The sequence below is a fragment of the Streptomyces sp. NBC_00207 genome (genome assembly GCF_045160965.1).
Taxonomy (GTDB): Bacteria; Actinomycetota; Actinomycetes; order Streptomycetales; family Streptomycetaceae; genus Streptomyces.
Genome location: NZ_CP130715.1, coordinates 7,946,408 through 7,966,843, shown reverse-complemented (window position 1 = coordinate 7,966,843; position 20,436 = coordinate 7,946,408). Strand labels below are relative to the sequence as shown.

Here is a 20,436-nt window from a genome sequence, read left to right as displayed (position 1 = left end):
CGGCGTTGCGTGATAGAGAGCGCGTCGGCACCCGGCTCAGGGCACGGTGAGGATCCTCTCCTCCAGGCCTTCGAGGAGACCTTCCAGCGGCGTACCGACGAGCTCCACCAGGCGCAGCACCATCCCGGCCGTCTTCGCGAGCCCTACCGGGAACGCGGCCGTCACCCCGGCCGCCTCCACCACGTCGGCGAGGGCCCGCTGGTCCACGAGCGTCGCCCCGCCCGCAGCCGCCAGAAGCGCAGGGAGGTGCGGTAGAAGCCCCGCCTCCTCCCCGTACGCCTCGAACACGCCCACCACCCGCGCCGGCACGTCCACCTCGGGGTCATCGAGCACGGCGACAAGCTCTTCGACGGCGAGCGCCAGGAGCAGCGCCCCGGCCTCGGTGAGGGCGGCCAGGCCCCGCTCGCCCTGCTCGGCGACGACCTCCGCGACGATCTCGTGCGGGTCGCCCGGGGCCTGCCCGGTGACGACGTTCAACAGGCCGGGGGCTGGTCGAGTCCGGTCTCCTGGCCGTGCGCGCGCAGGGCGGGCGCCGCTGGTTCGACCTGACGCCCGAGGGGCGCCGGGCCCTGGCCCTGTGGGAGCAGGCCCGCCGACAGGACACCGTGCAGTACGCGGAGAAGGACACCGCGCACCGGCCGAGCAAGTCCCGGATGCAGGCATGGGTGCCGCTCGCCGCGCAGGCAGACGAGGAGCGGTGCGCCGGCACCGAACCGGCGGAGATCCCCGCCACGTTCGCCCGGCCCTCGCTCACGTACGCCGACCTGGAGGGGAAGCGGCTCTCCGACTTCACCGCCCCGGCCGACCTCGCCGACCTGGAGCGGCTCGCCGGACCCGGCCCGGTCCGCTGGCTGTTCGCCCCCGAGCTAGGCGACGCCCCGCGTGCGGTGAACCTGTTCTGCGGGTGCGGCGGCTGGTGCGTGGGCCTGCGCAAGATCCTCGGCGCCAACGTAGACATGCTGTGCATCGACAAGAGCGCCGACGCGGTGGCCACCTCCCGCGCTGCGGGCTGCACGGCCGTCTGCGCGGACATCACCCTGTTGGACCCCGAACACCCCGTGTTCCGGTACACGGCCATCCTCATAGCCTCGCCGCCCTCCCTGTTGAATGAGCGTGTTGAAGGAGCTCGGGGAGGGTCTGCTGGTGGCTGGCTGGCGTGTGTTTTGGGTCCCGGCGGGTGCGGGTCCGGGTGGAGTTCGTCCCACGCTGGTAGAGGGCTGGGAGGACCTGGCCGAGGCGGAGAAGCAAGCGGGCATCAACCCCGGCGATCCGATCCTGCTTGCCCCGGACTATCGAGTGGACGAGTTGCTCTGCCTCTACCTCCGTACACGGCGGTTTCGTCGGTACACCGCGGAGACGAAGCGGAACTACGCCATCGACATCTGCCTGTTCCTGAACTTCCTGTGGGCACGCGGGCATGTGTGGACGCAGGCCGTCGCGGAGGACGTGGACGACTACGAGGACTGGCGTCGCTTCGCCCCGGAGAATGCGAACCGTGTCAGCGGAGCGAAGTGGGACCGCGAACTGACCGCGCTGGCAGGGCTCTACGCCTGGGCGGAGGGCCGGGAACTCATCTCGCAGAACCCGGTGGCGATGAAGGAGATCCTCGGCCGTGACGGCACGGTGATCCGCGTGCCGGCGGGGAAGGCGAAGGACGCCAAGCGGAGCGATGTGAGGTGGCTGACTCCACGCGCCTGGCGCCGCTGGGTAGATGTGGGGATGCGCGGGCATGGCGCCGGCGGGGTGCCGGTTCCGACATGGGCCGGGCGGCTGGAGGACCGTAATGCTGCCTTTGCCGACCTGCTCCACTCCTCGGGCATGCGGCTGAGCGAGGGCGGTTCGCTGCTGACCTTCGAGGTCCCGTCGATCCGGTTGCGGGGTGGCCGCTACTACGTCGGGCGGATCGCCGCTGCGGTGACCCGGTCGAAGAAGTCACGCACGTTCTACGTCGCGGTTCACGTCCTGGGTGGGGTCGAGGCATACCAGCAGGGACTGCGCGCGGAGGCGGTCCGCAAGGCGCAAGCGGCTGGCCGGTACGACGCCGTGGTGGACATGCGCCTGGTCACCCAGGTGACCACCGGCACCAAGCGCCAGGTCCACTGGTGCGACCGCAACGGGGTCGTGGGCAAGAAGGCCCTGGCCGACCTAACCGTGGCCGAGCGCATGACGCTCTACACGGAGGGTCCCCAGGGGCCGGAGCCGCTGTGGTTGTGGCTGAACGAGCAGGGCCTGCCGTTTCGGGTCTCTTCCTGGGAGAACGTGTTCCGCTCGGCCAACGAGCGGTGCCGCGCGGTGCTTGATCCTGCGCCCGCACCCCCAGGATTGGACCCTTACCGCAGCGTCGCACCGCAGGCCACCCCGCATAGCGCGCGTCACTCCTTTGCCCTCTACATGCTCGTGGTCCTGCACTACTTGATGGACCGCAAGTTCGGACTGACACCTGAAGAACGGCGGGACTTCCGCCTGCTCTACGGGGATCCGTGGCGGATGGTGCAGGACCTGCTGGGCCACGCGGACCTGGAGACCACGAGGGCGATTTATCTGGCGCCTGTGGCGGATCTGCAGCTGCGGTCCCTGCTGGAGACCGCTCCGCTGCTGGGCGGTGACGGGGTGGAATCGGCGGGGTCTCTGGACGACCTGTTCGCCCGGGTGGCTCGGGAGACCGAAGGCATCCAGGATATCGACGCCCGGATGGAAGTGACGAGGAAAGGACACGCCGGATGAGCCGCCGCGGACGCAGGGCGTCCCTGCCGCAGACCGTGCACCACCGTCCCGACGCGCTGGATGGCGGCGGCCTGGTCGTTGAACACCGCGACCTGCGGGATGGATCGGTGCGGTCCTACGACTTCTCCGCCCTGCCGGTCACCGAGGCGATGCAGCGTTCGCTGGCCTCGCTGTTCGCCGCGCGTTGCCGGCCCCGGCGCTGGGAGTCGGTCGAAACCAGCACGAACATGTGGGAGATGCTGCGGGTGTTCGCGGTCTGGCTGGCGGCACTGCCGGAGTCGCCACACGACGTGGACGCGATCACTACGGCAGTCTGGAGTGCCTGGAAACTCAGCCGCACCACCCGGGTCGGCGGCTATCACCAGGTGACACGCGTGGGCGCGTTGTTGATCGATGACCCGCGGGTGGTGGGCGAGGTGGCCGAGGCGATGGGTAGGCGGATACCCAAGCCCCGTGCCCAGGAGACTTCGTACACCAATGCCGAGTTCGACCAGATCAAGTCGGCGGCTCGCCGCGTCTTCCGCAGCGCGTTGATGCGGATCGAGGACAACGCACGTCATCTCGAGCAGTGGCGGGCGGGCGCCTTCTCGGAGGGCGGCCGCGACTGGCTGATCGGAGAGGCGCTGGACTGCCTCGCGCGCACCGGCCACGTGCCGTGCCGCCCGCGTGGGCGAGGGGAACTCAGTGTCGTTCCGCGGTATGCCCGGGCCCTGGGGGGTGGGAGCAAGCAGCACACCTGGCAGCGGTTGTATTTGACGCGCTTGGAGGCGACGTCCTTGGGGGTACTGCTGATGACGGAGTTCGGGCTGAACCTCTCCGTCATTCACACCCTTTCGCTTCCGCGCGCGAGCCCGGACAGCGGACCGGATGGGCATCCGACCTACCGCCTCGAACTCGTCAAACGCAAGCGCGGCAGCGGGCAGCACCACGAGACCCGCAACGTCACCGATCTCGGATCCGGTTCGCCGGGGCGGCTGATCACACAGGCCCTGGCGGCCACTCGCTTCGCCCGCGAAGCTGTGGAGGCGATGGCCCCGGGCACGAACCGCCTGATCATCTGGCGCACGGGCACGCCGAGACGCGGTACTGGCGTGGGCGCCTGGTTCCGCCTGGGTATCGGCGAGAACAGCGCGGCCGACTGGGGCCAGCTGGCGGGAGTTGCGGTCGGCTCGCCGTTTCGGCGCGGCCGGCGGACGGTGAACGTGGTCGAGCGTCGTGAGCCGGGCCAGAACAGCCAGGGCACCCACGACACCACCTACATCATGCCCGACGCGCGGGCCCGGGAGGCGGCCGCCCCGGTGATCGCGGCGGCCGCCGAAGCCGCCCGCCGACAGGCCGAGCAGGTGGTGCTGGCGGCCGAACTGCGTGATGCACCGGTAGCGGGTGACGTTTCGACGGCGACCGCCGACTGCCGGGACTTCGAGGGCGGCCTCTTTCCCGGCCCGGACGGCCGTTGCGGGGCATCGTTCCTGGCGTGTCTGGGCTGCACCAACGCGCGTATCCACCCCGGACACCACTCCCGCCTGGCTCACCTGCACCATGCGCTGACGTACCTGCGCAGCGCGATGAACTCGACGCTGTGGCAGGCCGACTGGGGGGAGACCCATGCCCGGCTGGAGCACTTGAGCAGACTCCTTGGCCCCGCTGCCTGGACCAAGGCGCTGACCGAGGTGACCGATGACGACCGGGACCTGATCGACGACCTGCTGACTGGAGGGCTATCCGCGTGAGTCTTGCTATCGATGCGGGCCGGGGCTCCCTGCCCGGCCCGGACACCTCCGTCTTCGCCCCGCGTCTGATCGCCGAGGGCTACACGGGCCCCGTTGTCCGCTACGGCGACCGCGTCTGGCCGATGGCACCGATGAACGGCAACCCCAGCGCGGATGTCGGGGCGATCTACTGGGATGCCTTTCCTGCCGGCCTGCGGGAAGAGTTCCGCCTGGTCGCCTGGGTGCTCATCAACGGCGAGCTCACGACGAGCTTCCTGCGCGAGCGCCCGGCGTCCTGGCGGACTCGTACCAGCGCGCCCATCGTCTACCAGACCGCGTGGAACTGGAGGCGGCTGGCCATCTGGATGCACGCACAGGGCCTGGGGTCGCTGCGCTCGTGCGACAGCAAGACACTGGATAGGTACGGGAGTTTCCTGCTGGAAAACGGAACCGCCCGCAACACCGTGCACAAGGCGCTCATCGCGCTGACCCGGCTGTGGGTGTTCGACGGCCTTGGCCCCAACCCCCTGGGCGTCGGCAGACCACCCTGGGACATCCACGGCGTCGATGACTACCTGCCGCCCGCGACAAGCACCCAGGGCGGGGAGAACCTCACCGAGGAACTTGCCCCCGAGACGATGGGGCCGTTGTTGGTCTGGGCGATCCGGATGGTCGATGACTACGCCGAGGACATCCTGACTGCGGCCGCCGAGCGCCGCCAGCTCAGCGCCGCGGCAAACAGCAACGTCGGCACCCCCGCCTCCCTGGCCGCGTTGTATTCGTACGTCGACGGGCTCCTCGCCGCCGGCCGCCCGCTGCCCACTCGCATGCACGCCGGTCGCCGGTGCCTGAACGTGCAGTACGTCGCGGGTGTCACCGGCGCCTCCATCGACCAGGTCTCCAAGCGCGCCGGGACCACGTGGAGGCAGGCCGTGAGCCGGCAGCCGGGCCCCAGCCCCCTACAGAGTCCCGTCATGGGCACGATCGGCGGGCGGCCATGGCGTGAGGCCATCGACTTCGCTGAAGCCCTCGACCTGCTGCGACACCTGACGACGGCGTGCTTCGTCGTCATCGCCTACCTCACCGGCATGCGGCCCGGCGAGGTCCTGGGGCTGCGGAGCGGCTGCTGCCCCGACCCCGAACCGGATGAGAACGGCGGGCTGCCCCAGCACATGATCTACGGCCACGTCTACAAGACCGCCCGCGATGAAGACGGCAATCATCTGTCGGCGGGGGTCCTGCGGGAGGCACCCTGGGTGGCCATCGCCCCGGTCGTCCACGCCGTCCGTGTCCTGGAACGTATCGTCGCCGACGACGCCCTGCTGTTCGACCATCGTGCCCACTACTTGGGCAAGGGCAAGATGCAGAAGGGCAACGGATCTCTGCGTGTCTCCACCCTGGTGGACCGCATCGAGGACTTCGTGGCCTGGGCGAATGAGGAAGCCACCGCCCTGGGCCGGGGCCATGAAGTCATCCCGCCCGACCAGCACGGCAGCATTGGCACCGAGCGTTTCCGCAGATCCCTGGCCTGGCATATCGCCCGCCGGCCGGGCGGACTGGTGGCCCTGGCCATTCAGTACGGCCATCTACGAACCGCCGTCTCGGGCGGATATGCCTCCCGCAGCCGTGACGGCATCCACAAATTGCTCGACGTCGAGACCGCCCGCGCCACCATCGACACCATCACCGACCTGCAGGATGACCTGGACCACGGACTCGGCATCTCCGGTCCGGCGGCCCGCCGCGCGATCAACGCTGCCGCCACCGCCCCGCAGTTCCAGGGCACGCCCATCACCGCCCGCACGGCCCGCAAGATCCTCAGCAACGCCGACCTCGCCGTCTACGACAACCCCAACACGCTGTTGATGTGTGTCTACAACCGAGACCGCGCGCTGTGTCACCGCGACACCGACAACACCAGCCCCAGCCTGGACCGCTGCGTCAGCTCCTGCGCGAACATCGCGCGGACCGACCACCACGCCGAACAGCTTCGTCAGCGGGCCGCCGTCCTGGAGAAACGGGCCGGCCGCCTGCCCGACCCCATCGGCGACCGCCTGCGCCACAACGCCGACAGGCTCCGCACAATCGCCGACGAACACGACCGCACCCGCATCACCCCGTTGGAGAGCACCCCATGACCCCCGCCCTCAACGAACGCGACCGCATCCGCGCCGCCATGGACCGCATCCTGGCTGGGACCCCCGAACACTCCAACGGGGCCCTGACGATCGTTGCTCTGGCCCAGGAGGCCCAGCTCCCGCGCAACGCGCTCACCCAGCGCCACGTGGACCTGAAGAACGAGTTCTACGACAAGGTCCGGGAGCGCGGTCAGACGCCGGACAGCGAGATGCGCCTACGGCAGCAGATCGTCAAGCTCAAAGAGCTCCGAGCCAACGACAAAGCCGAGATCTCCCAGCTCCAGACGGACCGCGAGGCACTCGTCCGCATCGTGCACCAGCTCACAGTGGAAAACCGGCAGCTGCGGACCGAACTCGCCACTCCCGACAGTCGGGTCCGGGTCCTTCCGACGCAGCCCCAGCCCACCGGCTAACCAGCCTTGGGAACTATCGGGGCAGCCGTAATTGCTATCGGCTGCCCCGATGGTCTGACCAGTCGGACGACCTTGGCGTCTGACTGCGGTCGATGCATTTGGCGGACTGTTTCCACTTATGAACGGGAGACAACTCCTACACCTAGAACGACCGCACCGCCTATTAGGAATACGGGATCCCCGACAATCGTTCCGAGCGGCCCGTCATCATTCTCTGAATTCCATTGCACGTGGCTGGCCAGGGTTCCGAAGACGGCCACGAACTTAAACTTTTGACCGACTAGGTCAGAGACCGAACTCAGCAGCTCCACGGAACCTTCCGATTTAGAGGAAAGGAGAAGGGGATCGCCAAGGTTGACAGAGCACTGCCCGTCGAATGTGTACTCAATGTCCTCATCCTCAATCATGGTACTCACGCCCAGCAAAAGACCGGGGCCGGACAGCTTCAGTGTGGTTATACCCTGATAGGAATGAGTATCACTGACGTTTTCGGAGTGTATTCGATCCACCTGTCGCTCAAGATCCCAGCGGGCAAGGCTCGTGTATACTTCAGGCATTTTCAATGCCTTACTCATAATCTCCACCTCTGGATCGCTCAGTGGGCAACGACAAGCCAGTACATCAGCATCAGGGCGCCGGGGAATACGAAGAGGAAGGTATTCAAGCCCATGACTATGGCTGTGGCGAAATGGAATCCGAGCATGGCTAGCAGCCACGCCGATGCATAGAGCGGTGGCAGTACCAGGACTGCCGGATAGGCGACCTCGAGCGCAACGACCACGAGACCGCCTGCGTGGTCGAGGCGCCGGTGGCTGCGCATCCAGCGGCCCAACTGAGGTATGCGACCGTATGCCTCAGTACAGAGGATGCCGCCGAGAACTCCCTCCCGCATCCACGCTCTGGACCGGAGCTTTGATAGTCCGGCGACGAAGTACGACAGCGTCAGCTGAGCGCACACAAAAAGCACCGCGATGACTTTCGCCGGTTGCGACGGCACCAGGAAGGCCACGGTCAGCCCCACTATCAAAAGAAGTAGCATCTCATCCGCGCCGTCACGTCCGAAAGGATGGCGAACCGCGCACAACACCCCGATGCAGTACCACCCGAGGCATCCGATGCCCGCAAGGACGAATATTCCCAGGAGCACTCCCAGGCCGATCGCCACGGAACAGGCGGCCTGCAGCATCAGTAATGCCAAGAAATACCTATGAGTGAACACTGACCTCAGTGCTACGGAAAGCCGACCGGACGATGTCCACCGGTGGGAGGTTGACAGGACCTGCCAGTCTAGAAGTCCGCTGGGGGCGAAGAATCCAGTTCGGGCCAGCACGACGTATTCGATGCTGACGAAGAGTGAGCTTGCCGCAACCAGAGCTCCTGACAGCCGCAGAGCCGTTTCAAGGGTCATTCCTGGTCACCTCGGATGGCAGGAGTGAGCAACCCTGTGTCAAGTTTGTGGACATGTGACTCAAAGAAGAGCTCGTAGTCCTGCGCCCCGCTGGGCCGTACGGCAATCGCCACCTGCACGCCCGTGGCAAAAAGCGCCTCCGGTTGGTTACTCGCGACCTTCAGCAACTGCAAATAGCAAGTGCTGAAATGAATCAGCGACATCGCGTCATCGCCCTTTGTCGACTCCGCGATGCTCTGGCTCAGGTCTACGACGATCTTGCGCTGCCGGCGGCCAGGATCCCACAGAAAGGACACACTACGGTGGGAGGGGAGATGAGGCCCCTGCCAAGGGGTCATCACTCCGGCATAGTCGTAGCGAACGAAGAACATGAAGTCGCTGGTGTTGGGAACCGGCGCGAAGAATGACCAGCTGGGGAGCATGAAAAGGGGGTCGCGAATCCGTATGGGCGCCTGTAGGCGACGGAACTGAAAGGCAATCGTGAGGGCTACCCAGACAACAAACAGGCCGCCGAGCACCCATAGGATGGGAGTGCTCATAGGTCTGCCAAGGCCTCTCTCTTTGCAGCGACCAGCTCTTGCACCGAGGCGGCGGGTGAGATGTTGCCCAGCCTACTACTCAATGCCTGTCGCGTGAGCTCACGCTGTTCGATCTCCTGGAATACCTCCATTAGGACATGCTGCAGCGCACGTCCGAGGGCGTACCCGGCGGCTGCGCCCACCAAGCCGGCGGTGACGGTTGCCGCAAGGGCAGCGGGCGTGGCTATCAGCGTATCTCCTGGCGCAATCTGCATCTCCCGTTGCTCTAGCGGCAGCCGTCGAACGAGAGCTTTCTGTTCGGCCGACAACGTGGGCGGGTGCGCCACGACGAGAACCTCAAAGGGTTCCGAGTCAGCTTCCTTCAGGTGATGAGCGGCCTGAAAATCTGATGCTTCGAGCGGGCCTCCTGCGTAAGGCATGAAGAAGCGAGCGAAGTCGATAGAAGAGGTCGGGAAGATGTTGCTGAGCAGCGTGCGGCCGAGATAACGCACATCGGCGTAGGAGGGTGCCTGCAGGGCGTACTCGAGTGCTTGGGACTCCGGCAGAAGCCCCGGCCCTGCCTCGAGACGGCCTGCAACCCGCGGATGCTCGCGGGCCGCCCGGATCGATTCGTTCAGCGCCCCCAAGTCGCCTTGTTCCAGAGCCTCCTCTACCTCGGCGAGAAGAGTAGAACTGGCCAAGCCCATGACGACCGTGACGGTACCCACGGGGCACAGCTCGGTGGCCTGACCACTTATTTCGAAGAACGGAACCTGCCGAGTCGTCACCAACCGCGTTGCTCGGTCCTCGGCAATCCGCTGAAGTGTCTCACCGCTAGGAACGGGGACTCCACGTGCTGTCATCGCTGCCGCCCTCTCTCGTGCCTACACCAGGTGCTGGGTGCACCATCCCCGAGCGAGCAAAGCCGATAAGGCAAGTTTAGCCGAGATGCACTATGCGCTCTCGCTGGGGACGACCCGCCTCCGCCCAGTCGAAGTCGCATGGCTGGGAGTGCGCAGATTGATTGACAAGCCGTGTCTCAACCGGTCTTGGAACGTGCGGGGCGAAATGGGATCTGGATCGGGTGGTCTTCCGGCTGCACGCGCATGAAGGCAGGGCCTCTCGGTAGCTCGGGGGTGCGAACCAATCCGAGCACTGCCGGGAGACCCAGTTGTCGCTGTTGTACGCGCCCGCGCCCGTCGATTTCAACTCGGCTGTTCGGTCGTGCTATTGCCTCGCGCACGTGTACGGCAACGCGGCTGATCATCCGGACCGGGTGCGCCGGTATCCGTCGGACATGGCGGACGCGGAATGGGCGGCCATCCGGCCGCTGCTGCCGGTGCCGGCCTGGCTCCAGGGCAGGGTCTTTGCGTGAACGCGATGCGTCCTGGTCTGCCGCACGTGACTGGTGACGTGGGGCGCCATGTCCCGTTTAAAGCGCCTCCCGGTCACCTTACTCCAGCGCCGCCTCCACCTCGGCGAGGAGATCAGAGCTTGCCAGGCCCATGATGACCGTGACCTCTCTCCTACGTACGCCAGGTGCTGGGGTGCACTGTCACCAGGCGAGCAGAACCAATGCTTCGATAGCCCCTATGCCCTATTCGCTCTTGTTGATAGCGCAACACTCGCAACGGGCCAAGGCACGGTCGTGCCTGACAGGCAGGCCAACGAGGCGCCCACCAGTCCAAGGGATCCGCAGCGCCTGGAACCGGCGACTCGGCGAGGCGGCGTTCCTGACCGGAGGTGCGAGGCCCCGCTCGATGGGTGACGATGAGAGTGACCACTCAGATACTTGCCGGGAAGTCTGGCATCGGCCGAGGAGGGACACTTGTGTTGTACGGCAAGACAGAGCAGGTTCCGACCGACTTGGTTGCCTTCGAACTACTTCTGACTGCTCTTGAAAAGAGAGGCGGTCAGATTTCTCTGCGAGCCCTTCTACCCGACGGAAGCGCCGGAATCTGGGAACGGATCAAGCGAGCCATCCGCTGTGGCCGTGTGGCAACGATATGCTGGCTGAGCCGCCCGAAAGAACGACTAGATGTCGACGACGCGACCTTGAGTCGGCTTCCCGACGATGTCTCAGTCGACGAGCTGCTGGAGCTGAGGCGGCGCCTCGCCGACCAGCCCGCCACGAGAAGCCCGGCCAGCAGGTGAGTCCGCGGAGATGACGTATGGAATTCCTCCTGGCGGCTGCATGGTGTCTCTGGCTCACCACCTGGTTATCCGTTTCAGTCGCCGCCCAGTTCTCCGACAAGGTTGGCGATCGTCTCCCCCGCGCGCGAGCCCTCGGCCTGATTCCGCTGTGGACGTTCTTTGCGCCCCAGCCCGGCATGCATGACATGCACTTGCTCTACAGAGACAAGTTGCCGGGCGGCAGCACAGGGGAGATCCGTTCTGTGCCGATCACGGAGGACCGGCGCATTCGCCATGCTGTCTGGAATCCGAAAAAGTTTCGAAACAAAGTCCTTTGGGACGCGATCGATTCACTCACCGCACAGCAGTCTTCTCTTTCACGGGACGGTCGGGACCTGCGAGCGATAATGCTGTCCTCCGCATATCTGACGCTGATCGGTCTGGCGATGCAGATGCCCCGCCCTTCCAACGCCGTATCCAGGCAGTTCATTGTGGGACGTGACAAGTCGTTCGGGGTCGGAGCCGATCGGGCGGTGATCTTCGTGAGCGAGTTCCATGGTTTCCCTTCGGGAAAGAACGCGCGTTGATGACCCTCGAATTCGCATACGTACTGAGCAGCAGGATCGCCGGAGTGTGTGTGGTCATCGGATCGGCAGAGAGACTTGTGGCGCTTCGGGAGTTCAGTCCGGGAGGCGTTTATCATCCGCAAGTCGCGTTGAGCGGTGCACACAGAAGGACAAAAGAGATCCATTGCGCATTGCTTGTCGCACGCCTTCTGGCCGGTGCAGTGCTACTCGTGAGCTCCGACACTCTTCTGACCATGGGTCTGGCCTGGTCCACCTTCTCCATCGCCTCAATCATGAGCGGGTGGCAACTCCTCTACAGCGGGGAAGATGGATCCGACCAGATGCTCACCATTATGGGCACGGCCTACGCGATCTCTTTGATGTTGAGCTTCGCTGACGGCGTACCCGAGGCCGGTCTTTGCTTCATCGGTGCCCAGGCCTGCCTGGCCTACAGCGCGGCAGGAATAGCAAAGCTGATCAGCCCGTGCTGGCGAAGCGGAGATGCGATTCGCGGAATACTCTCCACCCGCACCTACGGCGCTCGTCGACTGGCTGCGGCCGTGCGGCGGGTTCCGGGGGCGGCACTGTTCACGTCCTGGGTGACAATGACTTTTGAGAGTTTGTTCGTGCTGGCGCCCTTCCTGCCGCGCGTGCCCTTGTTCACCTTGCTGGGTGTGGCAGTTCTGTTCCATGCGAGCACCGCTGCAGTAATGGGCCTGAACGGATTTCTTTGGTCCTTTGTAGCCACCTATCCGGCAATAATCTATTTGAATGGGGTCATTGCCGGTCTGATGTGAGTTTCCTCAGGGTCCGCTGGCCTCGTTATTTCACCGCAGCAGCCGGGTGGTCGTGGTTGCAGGCTTGCGCGCGCTCCGAGCCGGGAGCAAGGCTATCCCTCAACCCGGCGACAGTCCGAGTTGAGGCTGATGGAATTTTCCTTTTTAGACACCATTTCATTTGGTCAGTCGCGGTGACATATGAGGGTTGCGGCGACAGCTGCGAAGGCGAGGAAGTGGGCAGGCTTGGAATTAAACCTCGCGCTTTCGCGTGGGCTGTCGTCCGACAGGTGATCGCGTAAGCAGAAAGTGCCTCTGACCAGCGAGAATTAGGATTATCGAGGTCCTTGTTCCCGCCCCTGTCGGAGGCACTTTCCAGGTGAAGAAGCGTATCGGGTCCTATCCGCGTGTCCGTATCGAGGGCGGCGGCCGGGCGATGGTATCCCAGGCCGGGGGCGTGCTGCTGGTCGAGACCGTCCGCAAGACCGGGCTGGACCGGGCGATATCGGCGGCGCTGGCGCCGTGGCGACGGCCGAGAGCGGTGCACGATCCGGGGAAGATCTTGCTGGATGTGGCCCTTGAGGTCGCATTGGGCGGGGACTGCCTGGCCGATATCGCCATGCTGCGGGCCGAGCCGGCCGTCTTCGGGCCGGTGGCGTCCGATCCGACGATCTCCCGGCTGATCGACACCCTCGCCGCGGCCGGCCCGAAGGCCCTGGCAGCGATCAGGGCAGCACGGACAGAAGTGCGCGAATATGTCTGGAAGTTGGCCGGGCCTGCGGCACCGGACGCCGACGGGCAGGTGACCGTGGACCTGGACCGAAGTGATCACCAGCGCGATCCAGCAAGTCGACGGTCTACCGAATCCGAATCCCGGCTGACCTGCAGCAATCACCTGACCCGACGAGCAGAATCGCCCATGACCGGAGCCGTGGAACCCGGTGTCCACCCCACGCGACAACCGGGCCTTCGCCCTGCCCATCACTACCCGGACAAGCCAAAACCGGCCGCCGAAGAATCCGACGACCCGCCATGAAAGATCGAGGCTAATGAGTCCAATCTTCCCAAGGAGAACCTTCATTTCCGATCACAGCCGCAGAACTCCCTTCACGAAAAGCACCTGAACGAGCGCCGCCCCAGGGAGGAAAATACTCAACACGCTGAACTTGACGGGGAACCGCCGTGCACGGACTGGACCCTTGCGGGGAAGCGCCTCGGGCACCTGCCGGAGAACCTGGCGATCCTGGAGGAGGCCGTGAACCGTGCCGCGTGGGCGGCGGGCAATTACGCCTGGGGCGAGACCGGCGAGGACGACGAGGACCACCCCGACTACGACCCCGACTTCCCGCCCTACTACGGGCCCCCGTCCGGGGAGACGTGGGCCGAGGTCCGGGCGATCACGGACGCCATGACCGCGCCCACCGCCCGGCTGATGCTGGAGCCGGTCATATGGGCGCTCGCCCTGTGGAAGGTCGGCGCACCCCTGGAAACGGTCGTCTTGGAGCAGTCCGGCGCCCTGCCGGAGGAAGTCCAGGAGAACCTTTCGACCGAGCTGTATTCGGCGGGCTGGGAGTCCGTCCAGTGGGCGCACATCGACGCCGCCGACTTCGGGTCTCCCTCACACCGCCGCCGCATGTTCATGCTCGCCTCCCGGTACCACTACCGCCGCATCCACACGGAGAGCCCCCTCACCGGCCGGACCATGGCGCACGAGGCTCTGCACATGGACGCGGACACCGTGATCGTCACCCGTGCCAACCGCAAGACCCGGGGCGGGAACGGGTTCGTCATGGGCCGCGTCGTCCCCGGCATCACGTCGAAGATCCGCGCTTGGTACAAGCAGGACGACCCGGAGTTCCGGTTCACGCTCTCCGAGATAGCCCGGCTCGTCACCCTGCCCGGCGAGGGATCACGCTCGTCCGTGTGCCAGCAGTACGCCGACATCGTGGCACCCGTCGTGAGCTGCGCAGTTATGGGCGTGCTCCTCGGAGTGCCGTGGCTGCCCTGCCTGGAGCGCTACCTCGCCGAGCAGTACCCGAACGTCCACGGCGGGACCGAGCGGTGCGCCGGCACCATCCTCGAGAACGAGCACCAGGAGCAGGAGACTGAACTGGACTGGGCCGCGCGGTACCTGCGCGAGCGCCGGGCGAAGGCGCTCGGGTGGACGGCCGAGCACGCGCAGGCGGTCGCCTGGGCCGCGTCCGGGGAGCTGTACGACACCGAGGCCGGGCCCCGGCACGGCAAGCGCCGCGTCAACGCGCACCGGGTGCGGGTCCTGGCCGCCGCCGGGTACCTGGCCACGGACGGCGAGCGGTGGCAGCCGACCGGCGACGGGGCGGCAGCCCTGGACGCGTGGACGGCCGAGGCGCCGACTCCGGCCGTACGCGTCCGGCGCCAGGAGGGCGAGGAGCTCCGCCCGCTCCTCGAAGGCGAGGAAGCCCTCCTCCGCGCGAAGGCGTCCGCCGTGCAGCACCGGCAGTGGAAGAAGGAGCGGGAGCAGTGGGCGGCCAACTGGGCCGTCTACACCGTCGAGCGGGACGCCCGCGAAGCGCGTGACGCCCTGTACCGACGCGCGGAGGGAATCACCAGCCCGTTCGCCAAGGCCCCCGAAGGCTGGGAGCCGCCGCAGGACATCGAGGAGCACCTCCTCGCCACCCACGCCCCCGCACCCGAGCCGGTCACCACCGAGCGCATGACCGACCAGGGCAAGGAGATCACCTACGAACCGGCCGCCGAGGAGGAGACCTTCGAGGCCGCAGAGGTACCCGCACCGCGCGCCCCCGAGATCACAGTCCATGGCCAGGCCCGCGTGCAGCGTGCCCGGCGCCGTGCGGCTGGCGACGCGTCCGGCTGGACCTGCGCCGGGCAGGTCGCCCTATTCTGAGCGGCCGTTGTGGGGGCGGTCCACGAGGGACCGCCCCCACATGGCACCCGCTACGAGCGAACCGAGCGCCTGCCCGGCCTCCTCGGCCGGCACCGCCCATTCACGGACAACCCGGAGGAGAAGAACGTGACAAGCCCCCGCACCTGGTGGTCCCGGTGGGCCCGCCGCCAAGGCGACAAGGCGATTTCCCAGCTCGCCCACTCCTTGGATCGGCTGGGGAGCCCCGGTGATCTACTGACTCCCCGGGTGCGCCTGGTTCAGCGCCGAGTTGCTGTGATCCGCCCCGTGCTTGTGTTCACACAGACCGTCGTGGGTGGCCTCATCCTCACAGCGGTGATCACGCCGGTTCTCACAAGGTGGTACCAACCCACTGGACAGCTGGAGTTCTTCACCTACACGACAATCGGCGCCACGGCGATCACCTCTGCGGCAGCAGGAGCGATACCCCACCTCACGGGCAATCTGCAACGATTCCAGGCCGCCTCAATCTGCCTCAACGCCGTGAACGCCTGCGCAGACGCACGACGGGCAGGCCGCAGTCGGCGCCCTCGGGCCCTTCGCCAGGTGGCCGTTTCGTGCCGCCAAGCTCAAAGGTCGCTGCGGACCATGGCCCAAAACTCGGGCACCTTGCCGTGGATCTCGCCACGCAGGCGGGCGCTCCGTCGGCACGCTGCCCTCGTCGCCGCGGCCCTACGCCGAGCCGAGGCGAACATCGACCGCGAAGGGCACGTCGAGGCCCTGCCCAATGTGGCCCGGCTTCTCCTGATCGTGGCCGACAACCACGCCGCCGGGCGGTTCGGCGCTCTCCTGCCCGAGAGCGAGCTGGCAGACCTAGAGCCCGTCCGGTCCTGGGACTGGCTCCGGCTGCTCGCGGTCGCCGTCGGGTTCGCCGTGGCCGCCGTTGTCGCCGACGCACTCAACATGCCGGACCCGGTGACCAACGTGGTGGTGGCGGTCGTGCTCCTACTCTCCATCGTGACCGCGTACGGCGTCCGTCGAGGGCACAGCCTGTTCCAGTTCATGTAACCCACCGCCGGCACCCCAACCAGAAAAGGACTCGCATGGCCGACAAGCGCGGACACACTCGCAACAACCGGATCGCCTCCCCCGTCCGCCAGGTCCGCGGCGTCAGATTCGCCAGCCCGATTCCGGACCCGGACGCGGAAGCGATCAAGGAGATAGAAGACAGGTACATCAAGGGGCGACAGCGGCAGCGGAATGACCCCGTCGCCCCCGTCGCCCGCACAGGTGGTGCGAAAGCGGGGACGTGCAAGGGATGCGGACGCGTCAAGCCTTCCTTGAAGGCGTACTGCCCGGCCTGCATCGAGCAGATCCGCACAGGCAAGCTCAAGCCCTGAGTCACCGCGCCCCCGTACCGGCCACGCGCCGCGTACGGGGGCGTCGTCATGCGCGAACTGCATTCTCGAGGTTTCATTGAACTTTTAATCAAATAGCCGATTGTGCACGCTCGTTCGATCGCCGACCCGAAGGTGTCGAGTCGTCAAGGTTCCGGCCAAGCCAGGGTGTTACCGCACACCAGCCGGTATCGTGTGCGGTAACACCCGATTACCGTGCACGACAAAGGGGGCTAAATGGGCGACCTCGAAATCGTCACCCAATCCGGCCGGTCTGTGACGCTGAGTGAATCGCTGGCCTGGCCCGTTCGGTGGACTCCGGCCGAGGCGCCCGCGTGGACGAACCGCGACTTCGAGCTGTCCGAGCGGACCCGCGCGAAGCTCGTACAGACCGTGCCGCCGGAGACGCTCCGCGCCTACGAGCGGTGGTGGACGCTCACGGTCTCCTGGTGCGCATCGCAGGGCCGCGTGCCGCTGCCGATGACGGACGAGACGCTGACGGAGTGGGTGCGCACCCTCACCGACGCCATCGCCCCGAAGACCGGGCAGAAGTACGGCGTCTCCGCGCTCCGGCAGGCCGTCGCCGCGATCAAGAAGGTGCACACCCTCAACGGGTACGAGGGCAAGCCCGAACTGACCTACGCGGCCCGGCAGCTCGTGAAGGCCCACGGCAAGGAGCTGTCGGAGGCTGGGCGGCGCACCCGCAAGTCGGCCGTGATGGACGAGCCGCAACAGTGGCTCGACGTCCTCGCCCTGGAGGCCTGCGACCCGGCAACGCTGGTGGGCCTCCGTAACCGGCTGCTCGTCGTCTGGTCGCTGAACCTGTGGACCCGGCGCAGCGAACTCGCCCGTCTCAACCTGGTGGACGTGCGCGAGGTGACCGAGCGCATCAGCACTCCGGACGGGCCCGCCTACCGGGTGGGGCTCGACGTGTTCTTCCGCTCCTCCAAGACCGACCAGGCGGGCGCCGGCACCACCAGCAAGCTCGCGGCCCGCGCCGACGAGCTGTGCCCGGTGGAGGTCTGGCGCCTGTGGAGGGCGGCCCTCGCCGCACGGGGCATCGTGGAAGGCCGCGTCGTGCGCGGGGTGGACCGGTGGGGGAACCTCACCGCCTCGTACTCCGGCTCCTCCATCAACCGCGTGACGCAAGAGCTGGTCGAGGCCGCCGGATACCTGTACGACGAGAACGGCCGGAAGTTCACGGCGCACGGCTGGCGGGCCAGCGGCTACTCCGCAGCCGAGCGCCACGGCGCGAGCCGGGAAGACCTTCACGAGGCTGGCCGCTGGTCGCCGGAGAGCAAGGCCGCCGAGGGGTACGGACGATCCCGGGGAACCCGCGGCGGTGCCATGGCCAGCGTGCCCCTGAACCAGGCTTCCGAGCCTGCGACCTCCGACCCGACGGCCGCCACCCCGAAGGAAGAGGCCGCCGAGATCGAGGAGGAGAACGGCGGTCAGCTCGGGCTCCATGTCGAGCCCGGCGGCGGCCTGGTGGCCGTGGAGGGCTGGCCGGAGCGCCCCGCGACCTCCTGACGAAGACAGCACTGCACCCCGCCAATCCGAATCCGGCGGGGTGCAGTCGTACCCGGCCGGTAGCGTCGGGCACATGGACTTCGACACCTCCCTCCTGCGCCCGGCCTCCGAGGTTCCGGCTTTCCCGTACGCGGACCACATGGTGACGCTCGTGCACGTCGATGCGGCCGGGAAGGTCGCCAGCGGGCAGACGCTCGCGGGCAAGGTAGCCATCCTCCGCACCTGGCGCGAGGGCGAGTTGCTGCTGGCGTCGTGGGCGGGCCCGCACCGCGTGGAGATGTTCGCGGCCGACCACGCCGCCGCTGCGGCGGCCGTGAAGATGCCACCCGGGCCGCCGCGGCTCGCTCCGCCGGCACTCCTGCCCAGCGACCGCCTTCCTGAGGAGTGGCAGGCGAAGGTGGCCCCGCTGGTCGAGCAGGTGCTGAGCGGTTCGTGCCGCCAGTGCGAGGCCCCGCCGGGGGTGCCGTGCCGGACGCCCACGGGGGTGGAGCGGCGCACGCAGGAGTACCACCGTGCCCGGTTGCAGGACACAGGGACGGACGACGCGATGCGCAAGGTCGGGGTCGGCAAGCTCTACGTGCACGCGTAGCCCAGGAACGGGCAACACTCAACCCGTCGTTGCAAGACGCCGACACGGTGCTGCACACCCTCGGGTGCCCCGCTTAGGGACCGGTAGATAACAGGTTGGTAACGGGCGAGCATTTTTCCGCGGAGGGATTCCGCTCGGGATCTCCCCCGTTTCCATGCAGAGCCCGAGCGGATTCCGTACAGGTTCCCGGCCAAAACCCAATGGGACGGCGGGGCCCGCAGGCGCCCGTGCGGCACGTTCCGGCAGGCCAGGGGCTCGCGGACCATCCATGTGCGAACCCTGCTGCTATTCCTCCCGCCCGGCCGATCGCCCGGCCGGTCTATGTGGCTCCAATATAGCAAAAGGCCAGGTCAGAGGCGGTGCGCGGGATTCGCGCAGGGGGCCAGACTGAGTTACGTTGCTGCTCGCCCCGCCGCAGCAGCGGTGGGGCGGTGGGGGTGCTCAACACCCCCACCGCCGGTACTTCCTGACAGGCCAAACTGCTTCACGGGCGGCGGCCTCGCCAGGGGATACGGAGAACAGGATGACAGACGGTGCGGTGCAGGTCGGGGGCACGTCGTCCCAGCGGGGGCCGCTGTTCTTGTCGCGGTCGGCCGCCGCGCACGCGGTGGGGATCTCCGCCGGGACGGCCGTGATGGTGCTGGGGCTCGTCGTCACGCCCGAGGTGGTGCCCGAGGTTGCCATCGGCCGCGCGCAGGTCGCGGCGGTCGCCGCTGCACCGGGGACGGCAAACCCTAAGGGCCGGTTGCCGGTGACGGCGCTCGCCGCTATCGGCGTGTACGCGGGGTGCGCGGTGAGGATCTGCTGGGGACGCCCCTTGAAGGCCTGACCAACTCCCGCCCTGCGCCCCGCCGGCATCGTGCCGAGCGGGGCGCAGTGGTGCCCGGGCGCGGTGGTCTCGGGTGGGTGGGCGCCGGGGTAGCTATGGCGAGACCGGCGCCCGTACGCGGTGCCGCTGCCTCCGTACCTCAGGCGTCCACCCTGAGGTGATCACCACCAGGGCCAGCGCCGGGGATACGCCCGGGTGTTCCCGCCGGGGCCCGTCCGGGTGACGGCGTGGCGTCTCGGGGGCTCGTACGGGGCCGCGTACCGTCCGGCCATGCGCTCCGTGTTCGTGGCCGACTGCGACGGCATCCCGGTTCCGTGCTCGCGCCGCGAGGACGCCGAGGCGATCAGCGCCGCGTGGAACATCGACCACGCCGAGGCCATCGCCACCGAGACCGCGCTGGACCAGGCGGCGACCGTGACGGCCATGGACGGCTGGACGGGACCGGTATGGGATCGCCTCCCCCGGTACGCGCAAACGTGGATCGGATACGCGACGTTCTCGGTCGACGGGGAGTTGCTGCTCGACGTGCCCGTGTCGGGCAGGTGGACGTGGGAGTTCGAGGCGGACTGGTCCACGTTCCCCGCAGAGAGCCGTGTGGTCCCACTGGGCCGGGGCGGGGTGCACGTGGACGTGGCGGGTACGGACCGGGCCGCCGCCGAGGACTCCTTCCGCAAGGCCAAGGCCGAGGCCTTGCGCGTGTGCGACGGCCGGATCCTCTAAGCGCTTCGCCGCGAACCGCAACGGCATCTGATCTCCGTAGCGTTGACCGGCCACGGTGAGCCACGTGCATATACCCGAGACAAAACGGAACCCTGACTTCCTTCACTCTCCCGAGCGAATGTGCGAGCGGTAAGTGCATTTTCG

At 67.2% G+C, this 20,436-nt stretch carries 19 protein-coding genes and 1 pseudogene; 15 read left to right on the top strand and 5 right to left on the bottom strand.

Annotation, left to right across the window (positions count from 1 at the left end):
• Positions 1-36: 36 nt before the first annotated feature.
• Complete coding sequence (locus OG472_RS36835; protein WP_405942552.1) at positions 37-477, bottom strand: hypothetical protein; 441 nt, start codon at positions 475-477, stop codon at positions 37-39.
• Positions 478-1,116: 639 nt separating this feature from the next.
• Between OG472_RS36835 and OG472_RS36830 the strand changes: the two genes are divergently transcribed.
• From OG472_RS36830 to OG472_RS36815, 4 genes are read left to right on the top strand one after another with little or no spacing between them, the layout of a single operon-like run.
• A complete protein-coding gene (locus OG472_RS36830) occupies positions 1,117-2,724 on the top strand; it encodes a tyrosine-type recombinase/integrase (protein WP_405942551.1) in 1,608 nt (535 codons plus the stop codon).
• A complete protein-coding gene (locus OG472_RS36825) occupies positions 2,721-4,454 on the top strand; it encodes a hypothetical protein (protein ID WP_405942550.1) in 1,734 nt (577 codons plus the stop codon). The genes OG472_RS36830 and OG472_RS36825 overlap by 4 nt, the downstream gene beginning before the upstream one ends.
• Entirely contained in the window at positions 4,451-6,571 is a 2,121-nt protein-coding gene (locus OG472_RS36820; protein ID WP_405833263.1) for an integrase, read from the top strand. Before OG472_RS36825 ends, OG472_RS36820 begins: the two co-directional genes overlap by 4 nt.
• A complete protein-coding gene (locus OG472_RS36815; RefSeq protein WP_405833261.1) occupies positions 6,568-6,984 on the top strand; it encodes a hypothetical protein in 417 nt (138 codons plus the stop codon). Before OG472_RS36820 ends, OG472_RS36815 begins: the two co-directional genes overlap by 4 nt.
• Before the next feature lie 116 nt (positions 6,985-7,100).
• Here the strand turns inward: OG472_RS36815 and OG472_RS36810 are convergent, their stop codons facing one another.
• Genes OG472_RS36810 through OG472_RS36795 form a run of 4 tightly spaced genes read right to left on the bottom strand, consistent with a single transcriptional unit; the run spans position 7,101 to position 9,698 of the window.
• A complete protein-coding gene (locus OG472_RS36810; protein WP_405833259.1) occupies positions 7,101-7,559 on the bottom strand; it encodes a hypothetical protein in 459 nt (152 codons plus the stop codon).
• A gap of 20 nt (positions 7,560-7,579) precedes the next feature.
• Positions 7,580-8,392, bottom strand: a complete 813-nt coding sequence (locus OG472_RS36805) for a hypothetical protein (RefSeq protein WP_405833257.1) — start codon at positions 8,390-8,392, stop codon at positions 7,580-7,582.
• A complete protein-coding gene (locus tag OG472_RS36800; RefSeq protein ID WP_405942549.1) occupies positions 8,389-8,910 on the bottom strand; it encodes a hypothetical protein in 522 nt (173 codons plus the stop codon). The genes OG472_RS36805 and OG472_RS36800 overlap by 4 nt, the downstream gene beginning before the upstream one ends.
• Positions 8,911-8,927: 17 nt before the next feature.
• Entirely contained in the window at positions 8,928-9,698 is a 771-nt protein-coding gene (locus OG472_RS36795) for a hypothetical protein (RefSeq protein ID WP_405833254.1), read from the bottom strand.
• A 383-nt stretch (positions 9,699-10,081) separates the two neighbouring features.
• Between OG472_RS36795 and OG472_RS36790 the strand changes: the two genes are divergently transcribed.
• The 11 genes and pseudogenes from OG472_RS36790 to OG472_RS36740 all read left to right on the top strand — a co-directional run bounded on the left by OG472_RS36790 (position 10,082) and on the right by OG472_RS36740 (position 20,292).
• Positions 10,082-10,285 carry a transposase gene (locus OG472_RS36790; RefSeq protein ID WP_405833252.1) on the top strand — a complete coding sequence of 68 codons (204 nt, stop codon included), beginning with the start codon at positions 10,082-10,084 and terminating at the stop codon, positions 10,283-10,285.
• A gap of 796 nt (positions 10,286-11,081) precedes the next feature.
• On the top strand, positions 11,082-11,630 hold the full coding sequence (locus tag OG472_RS36785) for a hypothetical protein (protein WP_405833251.1): 549 nt from the start codon (positions 11,082-11,084) through the stop codon (positions 11,628-11,630).
• Positions 11,630-12,406, top strand: coding sequence for a hypothetical protein (locus OG472_RS36780; protein ID WP_405833249.1), 777 nt, complete (start codon positions 11,630-11,632; stop codon positions 12,404-12,406). Before OG472_RS36785 ends, OG472_RS36780 begins: the two co-directional genes overlap by 1 nt.
• A gap of 358 nt (positions 12,407-12,764) precedes the next feature.
• Positions 12,765-13,205 (top strand): annotated as a pseudogene (locus tag OG472_RS36775) (transposase); the annotation flags it as partial.
• A 435-nt stretch (positions 13,206-13,640) separates the two neighbouring features.
• Positions 13,641-15,269: a hypothetical protein gene (locus OG472_RS36770; RefSeq protein WP_405942548.1), complete on the top strand. Its 1,629-nt coding sequence runs from the start codon at positions 13,641-13,643 to the stop codon at positions 15,267-15,269.
• Between the two features lie 606 nt (positions 15,270-15,875).
• Positions 15,876-16,295 carry a hypothetical protein gene (locus OG472_RS36765; RefSeq protein WP_405942547.1) on the top strand — a complete coding sequence of 140 codons (420 nt, stop codon included), beginning with the start codon at positions 15,876-15,878 and terminating at the stop codon, positions 16,293-16,295.
• 35 nt (positions 16,296-16,330) lie between these two features.
• A complete protein-coding gene (locus tag OG472_RS36760) occupies positions 16,331-16,627 on the top strand; it encodes a hypothetical protein (protein WP_405942546.1) in 297 nt (98 codons plus the stop codon).
• 234 nt (positions 16,628-16,861) lie between these two features.
• Positions 16,862-18,154, top strand: coding sequence for a hypothetical protein (locus tag OG472_RS36755; RefSeq protein ID WP_405942545.1), 1,293 nt, complete (start codon positions 16,862-16,864; stop codon positions 18,152-18,154).
• 73 nt (positions 18,155-18,227) lie between these two features.
• Positions 18,228-18,743, top strand: a complete 516-nt coding sequence (locus tag OG472_RS36750; protein ID WP_405942544.1) for a hypothetical protein — start codon at positions 18,228-18,230, stop codon at positions 18,741-18,743.
• A 523-nt stretch (positions 18,744-19,266) separates the two neighbouring features.
• The gene (locus OG472_RS36745) at positions 19,267-19,572 is read left to right on the top strand and encodes a hypothetical protein (protein WP_405942543.1); all 306 of its coding nucleotides are present in this window, start codon (positions 19,267-19,269) and stop codon (positions 19,570-19,572) included.
• Between the two features lie 270 nt (positions 19,573-19,842).
• On the top strand, positions 19,843-20,292 hold the full coding sequence (locus OG472_RS36740; RefSeq protein WP_405942542.1) for a hypothetical protein: 450 nt from the start codon (positions 19,843-19,845) through the stop codon (positions 20,290-20,292).
• Positions 20,293-20,436 lie beyond the last annotated feature (144 nt).

What these genes read in the sequence shown, in the direction of transcription:
- OG472_RS36785 (WP_405833251.1), top strand. Translation starts at nt 11,082, where the DNA reads ATGGAATTCCTCCTGGCGGCTGCATGGTGTCTCTGGCTCACCACCTGG.
- OG472_RS36765 (WP_405942547.1), top strand. Translation starts at nt 15,876, where the DNA reads ATGGCCCAAAACTCGGGCACCTTGCCGTGGATCTCGCCACGCAGGCGG.
- OG472_RS36755 (WP_405942545.1), top strand. Translation starts at nt 16,862, where the DNA reads ATGGGCGACCTCGAAATCGTCACCCAATCCGGCCGGTCTGTGACGCTG.
- OG472_RS36780 (WP_405833249.1), top strand. Translation starts at nt 11,630, where the DNA reads ATGACCCTCGAATTCGCATACGTACTGAGCAGCAGGATCGCCGGAGTG.
- OG472_RS36750 (WP_405942544.1), top strand. Translation starts at nt 18,228, where the DNA reads ATGGACTTCGACACCTCCCTCCTGCGCCCGGCCTCCGAGGTTCCGGCT.
- OG472_RS36745 (WP_405942543.1), top strand. Translation starts at nt 19,267, where the DNA reads ATGACAGACGGTGCGGTGCAGGTCGGGGGCACGTCGTCCCAGCGGGGG.
- OG472_RS36760 (WP_405942546.1), top strand. Translation starts at nt 16,331, where the DNA reads ATGGCCGACAAGCGCGGACACACTCGCAACAACCGGATCGCCTCCCCC.
- OG472_RS36810 (WP_405833259.1), bottom strand. Translation starts at nt 7,559, where the DNA reads ATGAGTAAGGCATTGAAAATGCCTGAAGTATACACGAGCCTTGCCCGC.
- OG472_RS36825 (WP_405942550.1), top strand. Translation starts at nt 2,721, where the DNA reads ATGAGCCGCCGCGGACGCAGGGCGTCCCTGCCGCAGACCGTGCACCAC.
- OG472_RS36815 (WP_405833261.1), top strand. Translation starts at nt 6,568, where the DNA reads ATGACCCCCGCCCTCAACGAACGCGACCGCATCCGCGCCGCCATGGAC.
- OG472_RS36805 (WP_405833257.1), bottom strand. Translation starts at nt 8,392, where the DNA reads ATGACCCTTGAAACGGCTCTGCGGCTGTCAGGAGCTCTGGTTGCGGCA.
- OG472_RS36740 (WP_405942542.1), top strand. Translation starts at nt 19,843, where the DNA reads ATGCGCTCCGTGTTCGTGGCCGACTGCGACGGCATCCCGGTTCCGTGC.